Here is a 16308-nt window from a genome sequence, read left to right as displayed (position 1 = left end):
AAAAAAAGATGTAGTTATTAACCTATTATTAGGGGGAGCATGCATGAAATCGGAAAAAATTTCGGAAGCCGTGGTCCGCAGATTACCTGTATACTTGCGCTATTTGAATGAGCTTCAGAAAAGGGAGGTTTCCACGGTTTCCTCCCAGGAGCTGGGACAGAAGCTGGACCTCAATCCTGCTCAAATTCGTAAGGACCTGGCGTATTTCGGTGATTTTGGACGGAAAGGGATCGGATATGATGTTTCATATCTGATCGAGAAGATTCGCCAGATTCTGAAGCTGGACCAGAAGATCAATGTCGCATTGGTCGGGGCCGGTAATCTTGGACATGCATTATCGAATTACAATGCATTCCTGAAGGATAATATGAAGATTGTGGCGATTTTCGATTCGTATTCTCCCAAAGTTGGTATGAAAATTAACAATTTGGTCGTACAGCCGATGGAAGAGCTGGAGAAGACGGTTCATGAGCACGGCATTCGAATCGGGATTATCACCGTTCCGGATTTCGAAGCGCAGAACGTAGCGAATCAGCTTATCGCCTCAGGGATCGAGGCGATTCTGAACTTTGCGCCAACCATCCTGAAAGCCCCGGCCCATATCCGGATTCATACGGCTGATTTTACAACGGATTTGCAAAGTTTGGCCTATTATTTGGATAACGGCAAGGAGGATGCAGCACATGACAACAACGAAGTGGATGGTTAAGAACGGAACGTTTGCAGTACTAGGGGAAGGCCAATCCGTGCTTCGGGGATATATGGTGGTCGATAGCGACCGGATCACGTACCTGGGCGAAGAGGAGCCCGTCGTGGAAGAGGGAACAGAGATTATCGACGGAACCCATCTGTTTTTCCTGCCTGGATTGGTGAACACGCATGGACATGCCGCCATGTCGCTTCTCCGCGGTTATGGCGACGATCTGGCGTTGCAGGTATGGCTTCAGGAAAAAATGTGGCCGATGGAAGCCAAATTCACGTCAGACGACGTTTATTGGGGCACATCGCTCTCCGTGCTGGAGATGATCAAGGGCGGAACCACGACGTTTGTGGATATGTATGACCATATGGATCAGGTCGCGAAGGTTGTCCAGGACTCAGGAATGCGCGGCGTCCTGACGCGCGGCGTAATCGGTCTATGCCCGCCCGAGGTACAGCAGCAGAAGCTGGACGAAGCGGTGGCATTCGCGAAGGATTGGCATGGCAAGGCTGACGGCAGAATTACGACGATGATCTCGCCGCACGCGCCTTATACTTGCCCGCCGGATTTCATCGAAAAATTCGTTCAAGCATCCCATGACTTGAACCTGCCTTTGCATACCCATATGTCCGAAACGGAAACCGAAGTGGCTCAGAATGTTAAGGACTACGGGCTTCGCCCCGTTGCCCATTTGGAGAAGCTGGGCATGTTCTCCCGTCCTACGCTCCTCGCGCATGCCGTTCATCTGACCGATGAAGAAATCGAAGTCTTGGCCAAGCATCAAGTAGCCGTATCGCATAATCCCGGTAGCAATTTGAAGCTTGCCAGCGGAGTCGCCCGCGTACCTGCGCTGTTGAAAGCCGGTGTAACGGTGTCGCTCGGTACCGACGGACCTGCTAGCAACAATAACCTGGATATGTTCGAAGAGATGCGGCTGGCTGCCCTGATCCATAAAGGAGTAAGCGGGGATCCGACGGCCATTCCGGCCTCCGAAGCGCTTCGAATGGGTACGGAGTACGGAGCCAAGTCCGCTTTCCTTGAGGATATCGGTACGCTCGCGGTAGGTATGAAAGCCGATATGATCGCTTTGAATACGGATCAGGCGCATTTCCTTCCGCGGACCGACTATATTTCTCACGCGATTTACTCTGCCAGCGCGAAGGATGTAGAGCATGTATGGGTTGACGGCAAGCAGGTGGTGAAGAATGGCGCGAGCCTTACGCTCGACGAGGAACGCATCCGCCGGGAAGCGCAGCGTGCATTTGAGCGTCTTACAACCCTCTAGGGAATAATCAAGGGGAGCGAGGAAGACGGATTTGAAGAAAAAAACGAAGTGGATATTGCTGAGCGTGTCCGGCGTCCTGCTGCTATTGCTTGGCCTACAGCTCTATTATTCCTATGTTATGAAAGATACGTGGAATGAAGAAAGAATGGCGATCCTTGCAGCGAAACAGCATGGCCAATTGGTCTCGTCCGACAAGACCTATAAATCGGTATGGGGCGAGGACAATAACTACTGGGTGGTCAGCGGGAAAGATAAAGACAATCAAGACCGTATGGTTTGGGTGAAGTTTACGGACGATAACGTTCCTGTTGAAGGGGCGGATGCCGTTCAGTCCGTGTTATTGAATACGGGCCTGTCAGAGGACGTGATGCGGGACCAGATCCGTAACGAAATGCCGGGTGCGGTCATCAAGCGATTGCTGCCGGGAATGTATGAAGGCGAGTATGCCTGGCAGCTGCAATATGAAAACAACGGACAGCGAGGTTACCGATTCTATCGTTTTCAAGACGGAAACGCCATCGGAAATGATATTATTCTTCCTAATCAATAAGAAAACAAATAACAAGGCGTCCCTTATAGGGATGCCTCTTTGGCACATAAACATGTAAGCGCATACAGAAATAAATTGGAAAAACTGTTCTAAATATTTTCACAGACAAGCATGAAAAAGTATATAAGATGTGATATACTCGTACTTGTACGAATTGAGCAGATCAATTACATGCGTCGCAATATATCGCTGTTATATGTATTATTGTGCTGCGATTGCTATACAAAATTTCATATTGGAATTGAAGGAGGAACTTCATGAAACTGCGCATTGTACCTATCATGCTGACTGTCGTGATCTCAGCATCAGTCCTCTTTGGCGGTTGGTTTCTGTATCGGCAGATGGCTTTGCAGAATCCGCTCGCAACGGTTGTGTCACAATACGATGGCGTGAAAAGTTCTCATATAGATATTAAACAGGATACCGTGACTTTGAATCTTGATTTGGCTCCGGATGCGAATTTACAAGGTCTGGTTCAGCATATTAAGCAGGAAGGCAAGTCCGTGATCGGCAAGCGGGAATTGAGAATCCAGGTGGAGGACCATTCCTCGGGAGCATTGGATCAATGGTGGGAGCAAGCGATGCTGTCGGTTGCCGAAGCGATGGACAATAAGCAGTATACCGATATTCAATCATCGCTCGAGCAGCTGGCTGCCCAGTCGCCGAATTTGAAAGCAAAAGCAACGATCGATGACACCAATGTCTATGTCAGCTTGTCAGACGGCAAGTCTGGTAAATTTATAATCTTGCCGCGTCAACCTGGCAAAATGGAGGTGTGGAATCATGCCTAAACTAGCAAAAGAAATCATGTTAGGCTTCATTCCGGTATTGTTGGTATTCCTTGTGTTTGTCGGCGTGAATATCGTGCCTCTCTTAATAGCGGCAGGACTCGTAGGCGGCTTGCTGTTTATAGCCAAGATGAAGGGCGGCATCGCGGTTGGTGCCGGAAATGAGCGAAAGCGGAAGAAGAGCGGTCCGGCCAAGCTGACGTTCGAGGAAATCGGCGGGCAGGATAACGCTAAGCAGGAGCTGCGGGAAGCATTGGATTTTCTGATTCGTCACGAAGATATCAAGAAATTCGGCATACGTCCATTGAAGGGGATTCTTCTCACAGGGCCTCCGGGAACAGGGAAGACCTTGATGGCCAAGGCCGCTGCCCATTATACCGATTCTATATTTGTCGCTGCTTCCGGCAGTGAATTCGTGGAGATGTATGTGGGCGTCGGTGCTGGGCGTATCCGGGATTTGTTCAAGGATGCCCGCAACCGCGCGGCCAAAGAAAACAAGCAAAATGCCATCATCTTCATCGATGAGATTGACGTCATCGGCGGTAAACGCGAAGGCGGCCAACAGCGAGAGTACGACCAAACGCTGAATCAGCTGCTGACCGAAATGGACGGCATCTATTCGCAGGACACGCCTCGCATTCTGGTGATCGCCGCAACGAACCGTAAAGAAATGCTGGATAGCGCGCTGCTGCGTCCAGGACGATTCGACCGCCATATTCAAGTGGATCTGCCTGATAAGAAGGGACGGACGCATATTTTGAACCTGCATGCGGGCAATAAGCCGCTGCATCAAGATGTCGACCTGGAGAAAATAGCAGAGGAAGCTTACGGCTTCTCGGGTGCACAGCTGGAGAGCGTCATGAACGAAGCCGCCATCTATACGATGCGCGAGAACGAACAATTTATCCATCAGCGTCATCTGTCCATGGCGATTGATAAGGTCATGATGGGCGAGCGTTCCGACCGTGAATCGAATTTGGAAGAGAAAAAGCGTGTTGCCATCCACGAATTGGGACATGCTATCATGGCAGAGCTGGTGCGTCCAGGCAGCGTGAAGCAAGTCGCGCTCAGCCCGCGCGGCAAGGCGCTTGGTTATGTTCGCCATAATCCGCAGCAGGAACAGTATTTGTACACAAAAACCTTCCTGGAAGAACAGATTATGATCGCTCTTGGCGGCGCGGCCGCCGAAGAGATCTATTACGGGGGCCGAAGCACGGGCTCCAGCAATGACTTCGAGCAGTCGCTGAACATCGTGGAGACGATGATGAAGTCGGGGCTGACGTCGCTGGGTATCGTTAACATGAACATGGTTACTACCGAAGAGCTGATGAAAGAGAACAATGTGATATTGGAAGAGCTGATGAATCGCACCAAAACGCTTTTGGAGCAGAAACGGCCGATATTCGACAATTCTCTTGACATCCTGTTGAAGGAAGAAATTCTCTCGGGAGAACAATTTCGTTGTCAATTTCGTGAAAACGCGCTTTTACCAGCATAAATTGTTATGCTGGTTATTTTTTTTTACTTTTTTGTCGTGCTAAGATATTATTATACTTTGTGCTCTAAAATGTATTTTTCGACAAATGGGGTACAATTAAAGTATAGAGATAAGGAAAGGGTGGAGTAGAAACCATGTACTTCAAAAAAATCGGCGTTGTAGGCGGCGGGACCATGGGGCAGGGCATTGCGGAGATGCTGGCAGCCAAGGGCCTTGACGTACTGCTCGTAGAGAAAACTCCAGAGAAACTGGACTATTCATACCGAATGATCGAGACCAGTCTAGATAAACAACTGGAGAAATGGGGAATCACCCAGGCAGAGAAGAAACTGATCCTGAACCGGATTCAAAAAGTAACTCATTTTGCGGAGCTTAGCACCTGCGATATGGTAATTGAGACGATCATAGAGGACTTGGATGCAAAGAAAGAAGTATTTACACAGCTGGATCAAGTTTGTCCGAGCCACGTAATATTAGCAAGTAATACATCCACGCTTAGTTTGACGGAGCTCGCCAGTTCCACCAAATATCCTGAGCGTGTTATTGGCATGCACTTCATACATCCCGTTTCCAAGGTCGACCTCGTTGAAATCATTCGCGGCCTGAAGACTTCAGATCATACGTTTAACGAAACCAAACGCTTTGTTGAGGAAGTTTCGGATAAAAAGGGCATCATGGTCTATGAATCTCCAGGTTTCGTCACCACCCGCATGATCACGCTCATGATCAACGAAGCGATGCATCTCCTGCAAGAAGGCGTAGCCTCCGCGGAAGATATCGACGACGCCATGAGAATCGGATATAACTTCCAGCACGGACCGCTGGAGATGGCCGACCGTTTCGGCTTGGATTCCATCCTCGCCGCGCTGGAGCGCATGTTCCGCGAATACGGCGAACTGAAATACCGTCCATCGATTGTCTTGAAGAAATTGGTTCGCGCTGGACAACTGGGCGTTAAAACCGGAGAAGGCTTTTTCAAGTACGACAAGGATGGTGACCGGGTATGAATATTCTCGTAATTAATGCAGGCAGTTCTTCGCTGAAGTATCAACTGTACGACATGACGGATGAATCCGTGCTGGCCAAAGGATTGGTTGAGCGGATCGGCATGGATTCCTCGATTCTGACGCATAAACCGACGGGAAAACAGGACGTTACGGAAGTCAGCGAAATTCTGGAGCATACTACCGCGATCCGTAAAGTGCTTGGCATGCTGACAAACGAGGAACACGGCGTGATCGATTCCATCGAAAGCATTCAGGCCGTAGGGCATCGCGTGGTGCATGGCGGGGAATCTTTTAAAGAATCCGCTCTCGTAGACAGTGACGCCAAGGCGGAAATCCGCCGCTTGTTCGATCTGGCTCCGCTTCACAATCCGGCCTCGATGATGGGGATCAAAGCCGCAGAAACCAATATGCCTGGCGTTCCGCAGGTCGTTGTGTTTGATACGGCGTTCCATCAGACCATGCCCGAGAAATCGTACCTGTACGCTATTCCGAGAGTACTTTATAATAAGTATAAAGTACGTCGTTACGGTGCGCACGGTACTTCCCATGCCTATGTCAGCCAGGCAGCGGCAGAATTCCTCAACCGTCCGCTGGAGGATCTGAAGATCATTACCTGCCATATCGGCAACGGGGCTTCCCTCACCGCGGTAAAGGGCGGCGAGTCCATCGATACCTCCATGGGCATGACGCCGCTGGAAGGGCTCATGATGGGTACGCGCAGCGGTGATTTGGATCCTGCGATCGTACCGTTTGTCATGAACAAGGAAGAGCTGACCGTCAACGAAGTGAACTCCATGCTGAACAAGCACAGCGGCTTGCTGGCGATTTCCGGAATCAGCAGCGATATGCGCGAGATCACGGAAGGCATGGAAAAAGGCGATCCGAACTCCACATTAGCTTTTGAAATGTACGAGTATCGTGTCCGTAAATACATCGGTTCTTATGCTGCCGCCATGAATGGCGTGGATGTCATCGTATTTACGGCGGGCGTCGGCGAGAATTCGATCGTTCTTCGTCAAAGAGTGCTTGAGCAGCTTACCTATCTCGGAGTAGAATTGGATGAGGAGCTGAACAGCATTCGATCCGGCGAACCGCGCCGTATTTCCGCGGCGAACTCGAAGGTTGAGGTACTCGTGATCCCTACCAATGAAGAATTGGTTATTGCTCGGGATACGCATCGTATCGTTCAAGCTTCCAACCGTTAAATAGTAGTGATATAAGGGAGAGATTTATGCATGGCCACCAAAAGTGTGATTCGTAACGTCAACCAGCATGTCGGCGAGACCGTCACGATCGGCGCCTGGATCAACAACAAGCGTTCCAGCGGGAAGATTCAATTCCTGCAGCTTCGCGACGGCTCCGGCTATATCCAGGGCGTTGTAGTGAAGAGCGAAGTATCCGAACAGGTATGGGAAGACGCGAAAAGCCTGACACAAGAGAGCTCTTTGTATGTGACGGGTGTTATACGTGAAGAGCCGCGGAGCCAATCGGGTTATGAGATGACGGTTACCGGCATTGAAATTATACATCTTACGGAAAACTATCCGATTACGCCTAAAGAGCACGGTGTCGATTATTTGATGGACCATCGTCATCTGTGGCTTCGTACGCAGAAACAACGTGCGATTATGGTGATCCGTGCAGAAATTATCCGTGCCGTTCAAGAGTACTTTGATACCAACGGCTTTACGCTGGTGGATCCGCCGATTTTGACCCCGACTTCTGCGGAAGGCACAACCAATCTGTTCCACACGAAATATTTTGATGAAGATGCCTATTTGACCCAGAGCGGACAGCTGTACATGGAAGCTGCTGCCATGGCACTCGGCAAGGTATACTCCTTCGGGCCGACATTCCGCGCCGAGAAGTCCAAAACCCGCCGTCACCTCATCGAGTTCTGGATGATTGAACCTGAGATGGCCTTCACGGACCATGAGGAGAGCCTTCAGGTGCAGGAGCAGTTCATCAGCCATGTGGTGCAATCCGTCGTTAAAAACTGCCGTCAGGAGCTTGAAACGATCGGTCGCGACATATCGAAGCTGGAGGCAATCCAGGCGCCGTTCCCGCGGATTACGTACGATGAGGCGATTGAATTCCTGCACACGCAGGATTTTGATATTCCTTGGGGCGAGGATTTCGGCGCGCCGCACGAAACGGCCATTGCCGAGAAGTATGACAAGCCGGTCTTCATTACGCATTATCCGGCGGGCATCAAGGCTTTCTACATGAAGCCGGATCCGAATCGTCCGGAGGTCGTACTGTGCGCGGATATGATCGCGCCGGAAGGTTACGGCGAGATTATCGGAGGATCGCAGCGGATTGACGATCCACAGCTGCTCGAAGAGCGCTTCAAGGAGCATGACCTATCGATGGATACTTATCAATGGTATATGGATTTGCGTAAATACGGCACCGTGCCTCATTCCGGATTCGGCTTAGGCCTTGAGCGTACCGTTGCGTGGATTTGCGGATTGGATCATGTTCGTGAAACGATTCCGTTCCCACGGACCCTGTACCGGATGTACCCGTAAGCCGTGAGAGGTGAGTCCATGGACCACGGCAACGCGGATTCCGGCGTGAACGGTTGGACGGCCGGCGCCGCTGCCGGCATGAGCCAAGGGATGGCGATCATTCCTTATGCCCTGCTCCGGCATTACCGGTCACTTGGTTTAAGCGATCGCGAAGCGATGCTGGTCATCCATTTGATCGGGTATCAGCAGGTGGAGTTTAAGACGTTTCCTTCGCTGGAGGAGCTTGCGGAGGTAACGGGCTCTCCTGCCGCCTTCATCGCTGCAAGCCTGCAGCGCCTAATGAAGGTAGGACTTATCGGCATTGATGAATATGTCGACGAGGGCCAGGGAATTCATTATGAGCGGTACAATCTGAACGGATTGTATGAGAAGCTTGCTGTGTGCCTGGCCCAAGAGGGCAGGGACAAAAGCCCTGAAGCAGCCAAGTTTGCTTCACCTCTGTTGAATGCCCGTCCAGCTTCCGGCAAAACAGCTACATCGGAGAAACCCGCTCCGGAGAAGGAAGAACGGAATTTGTTCACCATTTTCGAAAAGGAATTCGGACGTCCGCTATCGCCGATGGAGCTGGAGACAATCTCCGGCTGGGTCGACGCGGACCGCTACCCGGACGAGTTGATCCTGTTAGCGCTAAAAGAGGCGGTATTTGCGGGCAAACTGCATTTCCGCTACATTGACCGGATCCTGCTCGAATGGAGCCGCAACCGGGTGCGTACTGCACAGGATGCCAAAGCCTATACGCAGAAATTCAGAAATATCGGAAGATAGCTCAGTAGCACGTCCATGAAGGACGTGCTTTTTTTGTATGTGATGGATATATTCCATGTCCAAGCGATCTGACTCATGATGGAAAATGAGGTCTTATACAAAAAATTTGCAAAATGCAGAAATTAGCTGTCCCTTTTTTCCGATGTCATGTGTTATAAATCATGAAGGCACCTTCAGTGATGATTTGCTGATGAGAGGGGGGAGTAACGGAAGTGAGCAATCAACCGACGAAGCCAGAGATGAAGGACTTGGACATCGAGGTAACCATAGAACGGGTGTTAAACGGGGATCGGCAAGCTTTTGTACATATCGTTGAAGCGTTTCAACAGCAGATTTTCATGTATTGCTGGAGACTGCTGAACCAGCGGCAGGATGCGGAGGATGCCGTACAGGAAATCATGGTGAAGGCTTACCAGAAACTCGAGACGTATAAGCCGGAGACCTCATTTTCTGCTTGGCTGTATAAGTTGGCTTATCACCATTGTCTGAACATGCTGCGAAGGAAACGGTACTTTCAGAATATCCTTCCTAAACTGAGGTCGGATAAGGAGCATGTCGCAAGCGCAGAGCAGGAAGCTCAGAAATATATTATCAGCGAGCCGATGGAACGCGCTCTTCGCAGCCTGTCCCCCGATGAGAGGAACTTGCTTATTCTCCGGATATTTGAAGAAAAGAGCTTTGCGGAAATCGGACAAATTCTAGATAAAACCAAGGATACGGTCAAAAAACGCTACAGTCGGCTGATCCAAAAATTAAAAAAGTGGATGCATGATCGAGAGGGGGAACCGCGATGGAATTTCAACGAGATGACGTGGAGGAAAACCTGAGGGAGCAACGTACCAAGAGCCGTTATGTCATTGATGTCAGGGATGCGGTAATGGAACGGATTGCTTCCCTTCCTGCCCCAAAACGCAAGCCGAGTTTGTACAGAAGACCGCTTGTGATGGCCGCATCGCTGCTGCTGGTGACTTCGCTGTCCGTCACGGTGTATGCCGCAGCCGAACTGGTACAAATCCGCAGCAAAGAGGGAAAAGTGGTGCTGGAGACCAAAGTGGAACCCGAGGAATCTAAGGAATTACAAGCAAAGCAGGACCGATTGTATTCGCTCGATACGGCTTCCCAAAGTTCAGCTTTTCGCTCGGCCCTTCCCGGTCAAGCCATCGCTTACTATATTCATAACCAAGAGATCAATGATTTGAAGAGAGAGATTCATGGAAAGGAAACCTTACTCGAATTTCATGCAGGTTCGTTACATTTGGGGGATCTGGGTGTGTTTCGAGAGGAAGCCGATAAGCGCGGAATGCCTGACATCCATATTCCCTCCCGGATATTAAATGAGTATTCATTTCATGAAGGAACCCTTTCCTTTATCCCCGATCTTTCCGATTTGTTTCAGAAGGGAGAACCGACGAAAGCCTATTACGATATCCAAAATGAGTTGATTCGGAAGGCGGAAGAATCGACGGGAAGCAAAAGAGTTTTCGTTAAGGAGATAAAGCCGCCCAGCGCGGGCACAATATCGCTATCCTACGTAAAAGGCAGCGACATGGAAACCTCGATCAGCGTAATAGCAACCAAACGAAGCGCCATGAACTCCAAGCAGGAGATTCACTATACCGATAAGGACCATGTCGAAAAGGTTCTGGCAGGTGGACGCGAGATGATATACGTTCGATACGCAGACGCCTATTTTAATCAAGGCCTGGCTTGGGTGGATGAGGCTCAAGATCTTTATTACCATATCGCATTGAACAGCAAAGCGAAGTTAACAAAAGAGAACATGATAGAAATCGCAGAGCGCTTTATTAACTAACGACATGTACTTGTCCCATTAGTTTTGTGAAACCTAAGCCCTTGGGACTTTCTTTATGCAGCCGGCCGGGTCCAGCGGCCGTTTCAGGTCCTGATTAGCAGGAGAACCTATCCGGATTAGCGAATGCATATAGTTGCAGCATCGGCCGGAGGGGGAGATGGAGATGGGATACAAGGCCATTATTTTTGATCTGGACAACACGTTGCTAGACTACAGTCAGAGCGAAAAGAAATGCATGCAGCAGGCGCTGGAGTTATACCGTCTGCATGAGGATTTGACGTGGGATGAGTTCTGGGGGACATTCGGACCGATCAATTATAATTACTGGATGAACCGAATTCAGCATAATCACGACATTAGGCAGGTGTTGGAGCATTCCTTCACGGACACGTTCCTTGGATTGAAGCGGGAATTTAACCAGTGCCGGGAGATCTCGGAAACATACTGGGGGTTATTTTGCAGTTCTCCCCATTTGGAGCCGCATGCCGATCTTATACTGGAGCACCTGCACGGCAATTTTGCGCTCGGCGTGATCTCCAACGGCATTGGTGAAGCCCAGCGCAAACGTCTTGCGGCAGGAGGCTTGTTTCATTATTTTGATTCCTTCATCATTTCGGATGAAGTAAAGTGCTGGAAGCCGGATCCGCATATCTTTGAGCTTGCTTTGCAGGAATTAGCGGTTGACTCAAGCGAGGTGCTGTACATAGGGGATTCGCTTACGGATGATTATGAAGGAGCATCGAATACAGGAATTGATTTTTGTTATTATAATCGCCGGGGCGTCCCTTTAAGCGACCGTCATCGGCCTGCTTATACGATCAAGGATCTTATGGAGCTCAAGGATCTGACTTAGGAATCATGAAAGAAGGAGAATGATCGAATTGAAATACAAGCATATTCTATTTGATTTGGACGGAACCCTGACCGATCCGCGCGAAGGCATCACGAAAGCTGTGAGGCACGCACTCGGTCAGCAAGGGATTATCGTCAACGATCTTTCCGAGCTGGAATGTTTTATCGGTCCCCCGCTCCAGGAGACCTTCACCGAAAAGTACCATTTCAGCGAGGCCGAGGCTTGGGAAGCAATTCTGAGCTATCGTGAATATTTCAAGGAGACCGGCCTGTATGAAAATGAAGTATATGTCGGCATTCGCGATGTATTGGATTTACTGTTATCGCAAGGGCGACAGTTGTATGTCGCTACCTCCAAGCCTGCGGTTTTTGCGGAAACGATACTTAAGCATTTCCAGTTGTCCGCTTACTTTACCATGGTGTGCGGAAGCGAACTGGATGGCACCCGGTCCGCCAAAACTGAAATCATTCAGCATGTTCTGGATACCTGCCGTATTGATGCTTCGGAAGCCGTCATGATCGGAGATCGGATGCATGATTTAATAGGAGCACGGAATTGCGGGATACACAGCATGGCTGCAGGTTACGGCTATGGTTCGGAGGAAGAACTGACGGCATGCCAGCCGACCTATTTCTTTAAAACGGTGGAGGAGATGCTCCGGTCGTTTGCAAGCTTAGCGGTTTAGGATCTCCTGCCGATGAGAACGGAGGCTTCGATTTTTCGCCTAACATCGGTTATAATGGTCATAACCAGTCGGAATGTCATAATTTGTGAAGGGAGGGGCATGATCATGATCATGATGGGAAGATTGACGATGAGCTCTATGCAAAGTCTATATGATGAACAACGGCGGTTGTTTGCATGGAGCGATGAGAAAGTTACCGCCTGATTACCTCGCGTAGAGAGGGCCGTTTATCTATTGGACTTTGCATCCTTAAAACCTTTATTTTAATTTTAAGGAGCAGAGCTACCATGAAATATATAAACGCGGATATTATACTTCCCGAGGAATTGCTGAAGGAAGTGCAAAAATATGTACAGGGCGGGATGGTATACATCCCGAAACCCGAAGGATTGCGCAAGAAATGGGGAGAAAACTCGGGCAGCCGGGTGTATTTGAAAAAAAGAAACCTGGAAATCCGGCAGCTGTTTGCTTCAGGCGCCACGATTGACCAGCTTTCTTCTCAGTATTGTTTATCCTGCGATTCCATCAAAAAAATCGTGTACACCAAAAACAAATAAAAGCAAGTCACATTGGAACTGATTCTGATGTGGCTTTTTTCTTGTGTAAAAAGCGGGTCGATTCAGGTATCATGAAATGAAAAGACGATATGTGGGATGGGAGAGAAAAGTTTGCCCGTAAGGAAACGATCAAGTGACTTTGCAGTTTGCTTCATGTTTCTGGCTGCGGCTATTATTGGGGTTCAGCTAATTTCATTTCCGACGGTTTTTATAGGGGGGGCCGTTTTGACTCTGGCTTATATCGCGTGCAGGAGGTTCAGACTCTTCAACCCTTCGAAACGGATAAGCGATACAGCCCTGCTGGCGCTGAACATGATCATGGGGTACTTGCTTTATCGTACCTTTGGTGAAATCATAAAGAATGGGTTAGCCGATCACGAAGCCTGGGGAATTATTCTATCGAGGCTGAGCCTGTTTCTGTTCGTGATGCCCTTTGCGCTCGCAGTAATGCGTACGAGAGAAAAACCGCTTTATCTTGCCAAAGGCACCTGGAGGACAACAATTCATTTTCCATGGATATTCAAAGGCCCGCTCAAGGACCCGATCTGGCGGTTTATGCTGATATTCCTGGTTATGGTTTGTGCCGTATTTTCATTTTTTATGGACTGGGGGCAGCCAGAACTCCTAGCTTTTGCCGGTTATGCTCTGTCTTTTGCGCTGATCAATGCCGTCCTTGAGGAGCTGTTGTGGCGGGGATACATACTTAGTCATTTTGTAAGTGGGTTTGGGGAGCTGAAAGGGCTTGTCATCGCTGGAGTTACCTTTGGTTTATACCACTACCACCTCGGTTTTTCATGGCCCGTTTGCCTGTTGTTTTCAATCTTTGGTATCATGATGGGGGGCGTAGCTATTCGTTCGAAAGGATTGGCTCCCGTCATGGTCATGCATTTTGTGATGAACGTTCTATTCGTCCTTAGCGGTATGATTCTGTAACCTTCCTAAGGGCGTCGATAGACGTTCTTTTTTGTTTTGGCCGGTACGGGCAAACTAGGGGACAAGTGTGTTTGTCCTTATTTTAGATTGATCCAAAATTTTTTTGAAAAAGTGCAGGGGCAGCTCATAAAGCTGACGTCTATGTATTTGGGAAGGAGGGGAGAGTTATTGATGCAGAAACGTTAATCGCGCGCATCCTGCAAGGTGAGCAAGAAGCCTTTCGGGAACTGGTGAACCAATACAGCCAGCACGTGTTCCATACGGCATATTCGGTCCTGCGGGATGCCAAGGAAGCGGAGGATGCGTCGCAGGAAGTGTTTATACAAGTATACAAAGCTCTCCCCCAGTACAGATCTGAAGGTTTTAAGACCTGGATTACCCGCATCGCCTTGAACAAAGCGATTGACATGAAGAGGAAGCTTTCCCGTAAACCGCCGGAGCAGCTGCCCGGCGAACATGAAGACGTGCTGGATAAACTCCCTTCCCGGGACGAGGATGTGGTTTCTCTGCTCATACATAAGGAGAGAAGAGAGGAACTTCGAGAGAAAATTGAAGCATTGCCGGACAATCACCGTACCATTATTACGGCTTTTTATTTGGAAGAGAAAAACTACGAACAAATCGCAGCCGAGCTGAATGTCACGGTCAAGACGGTTGAATCGAAATTATACCGGGCCAGACAATGGATTCGGAAATCGTGGAAGGAGGAGGAGTGGAAATGAACGCCAAGGATCACGAGCTCAAGCTGCTGACCGAACGTTATGTTAGAGGGGAAGGCTCGCTCGAAGAACGAACTTCTTATGAAGAGCTCATGTTAACGGATGACGGCGTGCTAGAGATCTATATGCAGGTTCTGTCGGAGCTTGATCCCGAACTTCCCGGTATGGCAGATCCGGAAGCATTTGCCGAGCAGGTGGTGGAACATGAACAGATTAAGCCTTACACCCCGAAAGCACCGCTGCGGATTCAGGAACGGCCCAAGCGCTGGTACGAACGCGCCATCGTCCATTATGCCATAGCGGCGTCCATTACGATGCTGTTCCTCTTCACCGGGGCATTCGACCGGCTGCTTCCCAGTGAGATTAGCGGTCAGGTCCCTTTATCCGATACGCCTTCCTATAGTGAGCAATGGGTGGAAAAAACAACGGGCTGGCTGGACCGGCTATTATCCAGATAAGAAAAATGAAAGGAAGATGCTTAGTGCAACCGCAACGAAGTAAAGGTTTTGCCTTTATACTCAATATCCTTCCGGGTCTCGGCCATTATTACTGGGGGAGGAAGGGACGGGCGCTGTTATATCCGCTGCTGTTCTTCGGAAGCCTATTCGGCGGGATTTTGCTTGGAATCATGTCGGCTACCGACGCAGTATTTGCGCTGGGACTTCTCGGCGCTTTAATGATCTGGGGGATCAGCATGCTCGATCTGCTCATTGCGTTGATCCGTTATACCCCCGTCACGATTATTCATGATGAATTCGGGCGGCCGATGGAGATTCGCCAGGACAAGAGCGATGAGTCCGAGCGCTTTTATACCATTCTGCTGTCCTTCATTCCCGGCCTTGGCCATTTTCAACTGGGCTTGATGCAGCGCGGGCTGTCATTCCTGATCGCCTTTTTCGGACTTGGAACGATTCTGGTGTTCCTGACGGGGTTGACCCATGAATCGGTGTTCCTGCTTTTTTTGGGCATGCTGCCGATCATATGGCTTTATTGCATGTTTGACGTGGTACAGTTGGTTCACCGCAAGCAAGCAGGGGATCTGCTCATAGACCGCACGCTGTTCGATGAGCTGGAGAGCGGCCGGGAGAGCGGACGCCGCAGCAAAGTGTTTGCCACCTTGCTATCGGCGTTTCCCGGAGCGGGTCAAATGTATTTGGGTTTGCAAAAACGAGGACTGCAGCTCATGGTTCTATTTCTTGGCAGCATTTATGTACTGGATGTGCTTAAGCTCTCAGTATTTCTGTTTTTGATCCCGTTGATCTGGTTTTATGCCTTTTTCGATGGTTTGCAGCAAGTCAGCCGCTATGGACGGGAGCCGCTCCGGGATCGGCCGATCATCTCGGGCCTTGGAAATCAGCAGCGCTGGCTCGGGCTTGGCCTGCTCATTCTTGGCATCTATTTCGTATTTACGAGCGTTGTGATGCCTTATGTCGAAACGCTGTTTCCGGATTTGCACCTGGATTACCGGATTCGAACCTACATGAAAACCGTGATCGTAGCGGTGCTTCTCATCGGAGGAGGAATCAAGCTGATGACAGGCTCGAAGAAGGATTCACGGAGTGGAAATCGTCCATTTTATGATTCCGACAACGATTGAAATGTCTGATCATCACCTGAGAGATTC

18 protein-coding genes are annotated in these 16308 nt (G+C 49.6%); all 18 read left to right on the top strand.

Features of this window, described 5'->3' with window-relative positions; all coding sequences use genetic code 11:
• Nucleotides 1–43 precede the first annotated feature (43 nt).
• Nucleotides 44–709, top strand: a complete 666-nt coding sequence (locus tag BMX45_RS17965) for a redox-sensing transcriptional repressor Rex (RefSeq protein WP_009595150.1) — start codon at nucleotides 44–46, stop codon at nucleotides 707–709.
• Nucleotides 684–1985 (top strand): amidohydrolase, encoded by a 1302-nt coding sequence (locus tag BMX45_RS17960; RefSeq protein WP_090910876.1) that lies wholly within the window; start codon nucleotides 684–686, stop codon nucleotides 1983–1985. Before BMX45_RS17965 ends, BMX45_RS17960 begins: the two co-directional genes overlap by 26 nt.
• A 31-nt stretch (nucleotides 1986–2016) precedes the next feature.
• Nucleotides 2017–2535 carry a cell wall elongation regulator TseB-like domain-containing protein gene (locus BMX45_RS17955; RefSeq protein ID WP_090910875.1) on the top strand — a complete coding sequence of 173 codons (519 nt, stop codon included), beginning with the start codon at nucleotides 2017–2019 and terminating at the stop codon, nucleotides 2533–2535.
• Nucleotides 2536–2792: 257 nt separating this feature from the next.
• Nucleotides 2793–3326, top strand: coding sequence for a hypothetical protein (locus BMX45_RS17950; RefSeq protein ID WP_090910874.1), 534 nt, complete (start codon nucleotides 2793–2795; stop codon nucleotides 3324–3326).
• Nucleotides 3319–4821 carry an AAA family ATPase gene (locus BMX45_RS17945; RefSeq protein ID WP_015734565.1) on the top strand — a complete coding sequence of 501 codons (1503 nt, stop codon included), beginning with the start codon at nucleotides 3319–3321 and terminating at the stop codon, nucleotides 4819–4821. Before BMX45_RS17950 ends, BMX45_RS17945 begins: the two co-directional genes overlap by 8 nt.
• Before the next feature lie 134 nt (nucleotides 4822–4955).
• Nucleotides 4956–5828, top strand: coding sequence for a 3-hydroxyacyl-CoA dehydrogenase family protein (locus BMX45_RS17940; RefSeq protein ID WP_036665598.1), 873 nt, complete (start codon nucleotides 4956–4958; stop codon nucleotides 5826–5828).
• The gene (locus BMX45_RS17935) at nucleotides 5825–7033 is read left to right on the top strand and encodes an acetate/propionate family kinase (RefSeq protein ID WP_090910873.1); all 1209 of its coding nucleotides are present in this window, start codon (nucleotides 5825–5827) and stop codon (nucleotides 7031–7033) included. The genes BMX45_RS17940 and BMX45_RS17935 overlap by 4 nt, the downstream gene beginning before the upstream one ends.
• Nucleotides 7034–7063: 30 nt before the next feature.
• Nucleotides 7064–8359 (top strand): asparagine--tRNA ligase, encoded by a 1296-nt coding sequence (gene asnS, locus BMX45_RS17930; RefSeq protein WP_090910872.1) that lies wholly within the window; start codon nucleotides 7064–7066, stop codon nucleotides 8357–8359.
• A gap of 18 nt (nucleotides 8360–8377) precedes the next feature.
• Nucleotides 8378–9124, top strand: a complete 747-nt coding sequence (locus tag BMX45_RS17925; protein WP_090910871.1) for a DnaD domain-containing protein — start codon at nucleotides 8378–8380, stop codon at nucleotides 9122–9124.
• Nucleotides 9125–9336: 212 nt separating this feature from the next.
• Nucleotides 9337–9951 carry an RNA polymerase sigma factor gene (locus tag BMX45_RS17920; RefSeq protein WP_090910870.1) on the top strand — a complete coding sequence of 205 codons (615 nt, stop codon included), beginning with the start codon at nucleotides 9337–9339 and terminating at the stop codon, nucleotides 9949–9951.
• Nucleotides 9915–10937 carry a hypothetical protein gene (locus BMX45_RS17915; RefSeq protein ID WP_090910869.1) on the top strand — a complete coding sequence of 341 codons (1023 nt, stop codon included), beginning with the start codon at nucleotides 9915–9917 and terminating at the stop codon, nucleotides 10935–10937. The genes BMX45_RS17920 and BMX45_RS17915 overlap by 37 nt, the downstream gene beginning before the upstream one ends.
• Nucleotides 10938–11100: 163 nt before the next feature.
• The gene (locus BMX45_RS17910) at nucleotides 11101–11790 is read left to right on the top strand and encodes an HAD family hydrolase (RefSeq protein WP_254778129.1); all 690 of its coding nucleotides are present in this window, start codon (nucleotides 11101–11103) and stop codon (nucleotides 11788–11790) included.
• 19 nt (nucleotides 11791–11809) lie between these two features.
• Nucleotides 11810–12475, top strand: a complete 666-nt coding sequence (locus tag BMX45_RS17905) for an HAD family hydrolase (RefSeq protein WP_217648124.1) — start codon at nucleotides 11810–11812, stop codon at nucleotides 12473–12475.
• Nucleotides 12476–12762: 287 nt separating this feature from the next.
• Nucleotides 12763–13032 (top strand): CD3324 family protein, encoded by a 270-nt coding sequence (locus tag BMX45_RS17900; protein WP_009595112.1) that lies wholly within the window; start codon nucleotides 12763–12765, stop codon nucleotides 13030–13032.
• A gap of 153 nt (nucleotides 13033–13185) precedes the next feature.
• Nucleotides 13186–13965, top strand: a complete 780-nt coding sequence (locus BMX45_RS17895; protein ID WP_254778128.1) for a CPBP family intramembrane glutamic endopeptidase — start codon at nucleotides 13186–13188, stop codon at nucleotides 13963–13965.
• Nucleotides 13966–14195: 230 nt separating this feature from the next.
• Nucleotides 14196–14687 carry an RNA polymerase sigma factor gene (locus BMX45_RS17890; RefSeq protein WP_254778127.1) on the top strand — a complete coding sequence of 164 codons (492 nt, stop codon included), beginning with the start codon at nucleotides 14196–14198 and terminating at the stop codon, nucleotides 14685–14687.
• Nucleotides 14684–15142, top strand: coding sequence for a hypothetical protein (locus BMX45_RS17885; RefSeq protein ID WP_090910866.1), 459 nt, complete (start codon nucleotides 14684–14686; stop codon nucleotides 15140–15142). The genes BMX45_RS17890 and BMX45_RS17885 overlap by 4 nt, the downstream gene beginning before the upstream one ends.
• A 23-nt stretch (nucleotides 15143–15165) precedes the next feature.
• Nucleotides 15166–16281 carry a hypothetical protein gene (locus BMX45_RS17880; protein WP_090910865.1) on the top strand — a complete coding sequence of 372 codons (1116 nt, stop codon included), beginning with the start codon at nucleotides 15166–15168 and terminating at the stop codon, nucleotides 16279–16281.
• Nucleotides 16282–16308: the final 27 nt, after the last annotated feature.

Origin of the sequence: Paenibacillus sp. cl141a (assembly GCF_900109305.1) — a bacterium.
Lineage (GTDB): Bacteria > Bacillota > Bacilli > Paenibacillales > Paenibacillaceae > Paenibacillus_AQ > Paenibacillus_AQ lautus_A.
The sequence above is the reverse complement of the archived record's forward strand: the minus strand, read 5'-3'. Positions and strand labels throughout refer to the sequence as shown.

What these genes read in the sequence shown, in the direction of transcription:
- BMX45_RS17915 (WP_090910869.1), top strand. Translation starts at nt 9,915, where the DNA reads ATGGAATTTCAACGAGATGACGTGGAGGAAAACCTGAGGGAGCAACGT.
- BMX45_RS17885 (WP_090910866.1), top strand. Translation starts at nt 14,684, where the DNA reads ATGAACGCCAAGGATCACGAGCTCAAGCTGCTGACCGAACGTTATGTT.
- BMX45_RS17945 (WP_015734565.1), top strand. Translation starts at nt 3,319, where the DNA reads ATGCCTAAACTAGCAAAAGAAATCATGTTAGGCTTCATTCCGGTATTG.
- BMX45_RS17965 (WP_009595150.1), top strand. Translation starts at nt 44, where the DNA reads ATGAAATCGGAAAAAATTTCGGAAGCCGTGGTCCGCAGATTACCTGTA.
- BMX45_RS17895 (WP_254778128.1), top strand. Translation starts at nt 13,186, where the DNA reads ATGTTTCTGGCTGCGGCTATTATTGGGGTTCAGCTAATTTCATTTCCG.
- asnS (WP_090910872.1), top strand. Translation starts at nt 7,064, where the DNA reads ATGGCCACCAAAAGTGTGATTCGTAACGTCAACCAGCATGTCGGCGAG.
- BMX45_RS17925 (WP_090910871.1), top strand. Translation starts at nt 8,378, where the DNA reads ATGGACCACGGCAACGCGGATTCCGGCGTGAACGGTTGGACGGCCGGC.
- BMX45_RS17910 (WP_254778129.1), top strand. Translation starts at nt 11,101, where the DNA reads ATGGGATACAAGGCCATTATTTTTGATCTGGACAACACGTTGCTAGAC.
- BMX45_RS17900 (WP_009595112.1), top strand. Translation starts at nt 12,763, where the DNA reads ATGAAATATATAAACGCGGATATTATACTTCCCGAGGAATTGCTGAAG.
- BMX45_RS17905 (WP_217648124.1), top strand. Translation starts at nt 11,810, where the DNA reads ATGATCGAATTGAAATACAAGCATATTCTATTTGATTTGGACGGAACC.
- BMX45_RS17935 (WP_090910873.1), top strand. Translation starts at nt 5,825, where the DNA reads ATGAATATTCTCGTAATTAATGCAGGCAGTTCTTCGCTGAAGTATCAA.
- BMX45_RS17960 (WP_090910876.1), top strand. Translation starts at nt 684, where the DNA reads ATGACAACAACGAAGTGGATGGTTAAGAACGGAACGTTTGCAGTACTA.
- BMX45_RS17940 (WP_036665598.1), top strand. Translation starts at nt 4,956, where the DNA reads ATGTACTTCAAAAAAATCGGCGTTGTAGGCGGCGGGACCATGGGGCAG.
- BMX45_RS17950 (WP_090910874.1), top strand. Translation starts at nt 2,793, where the DNA reads ATGAAACTGCGCATTGTACCTATCATGCTGACTGTCGTGATCTCAGCA.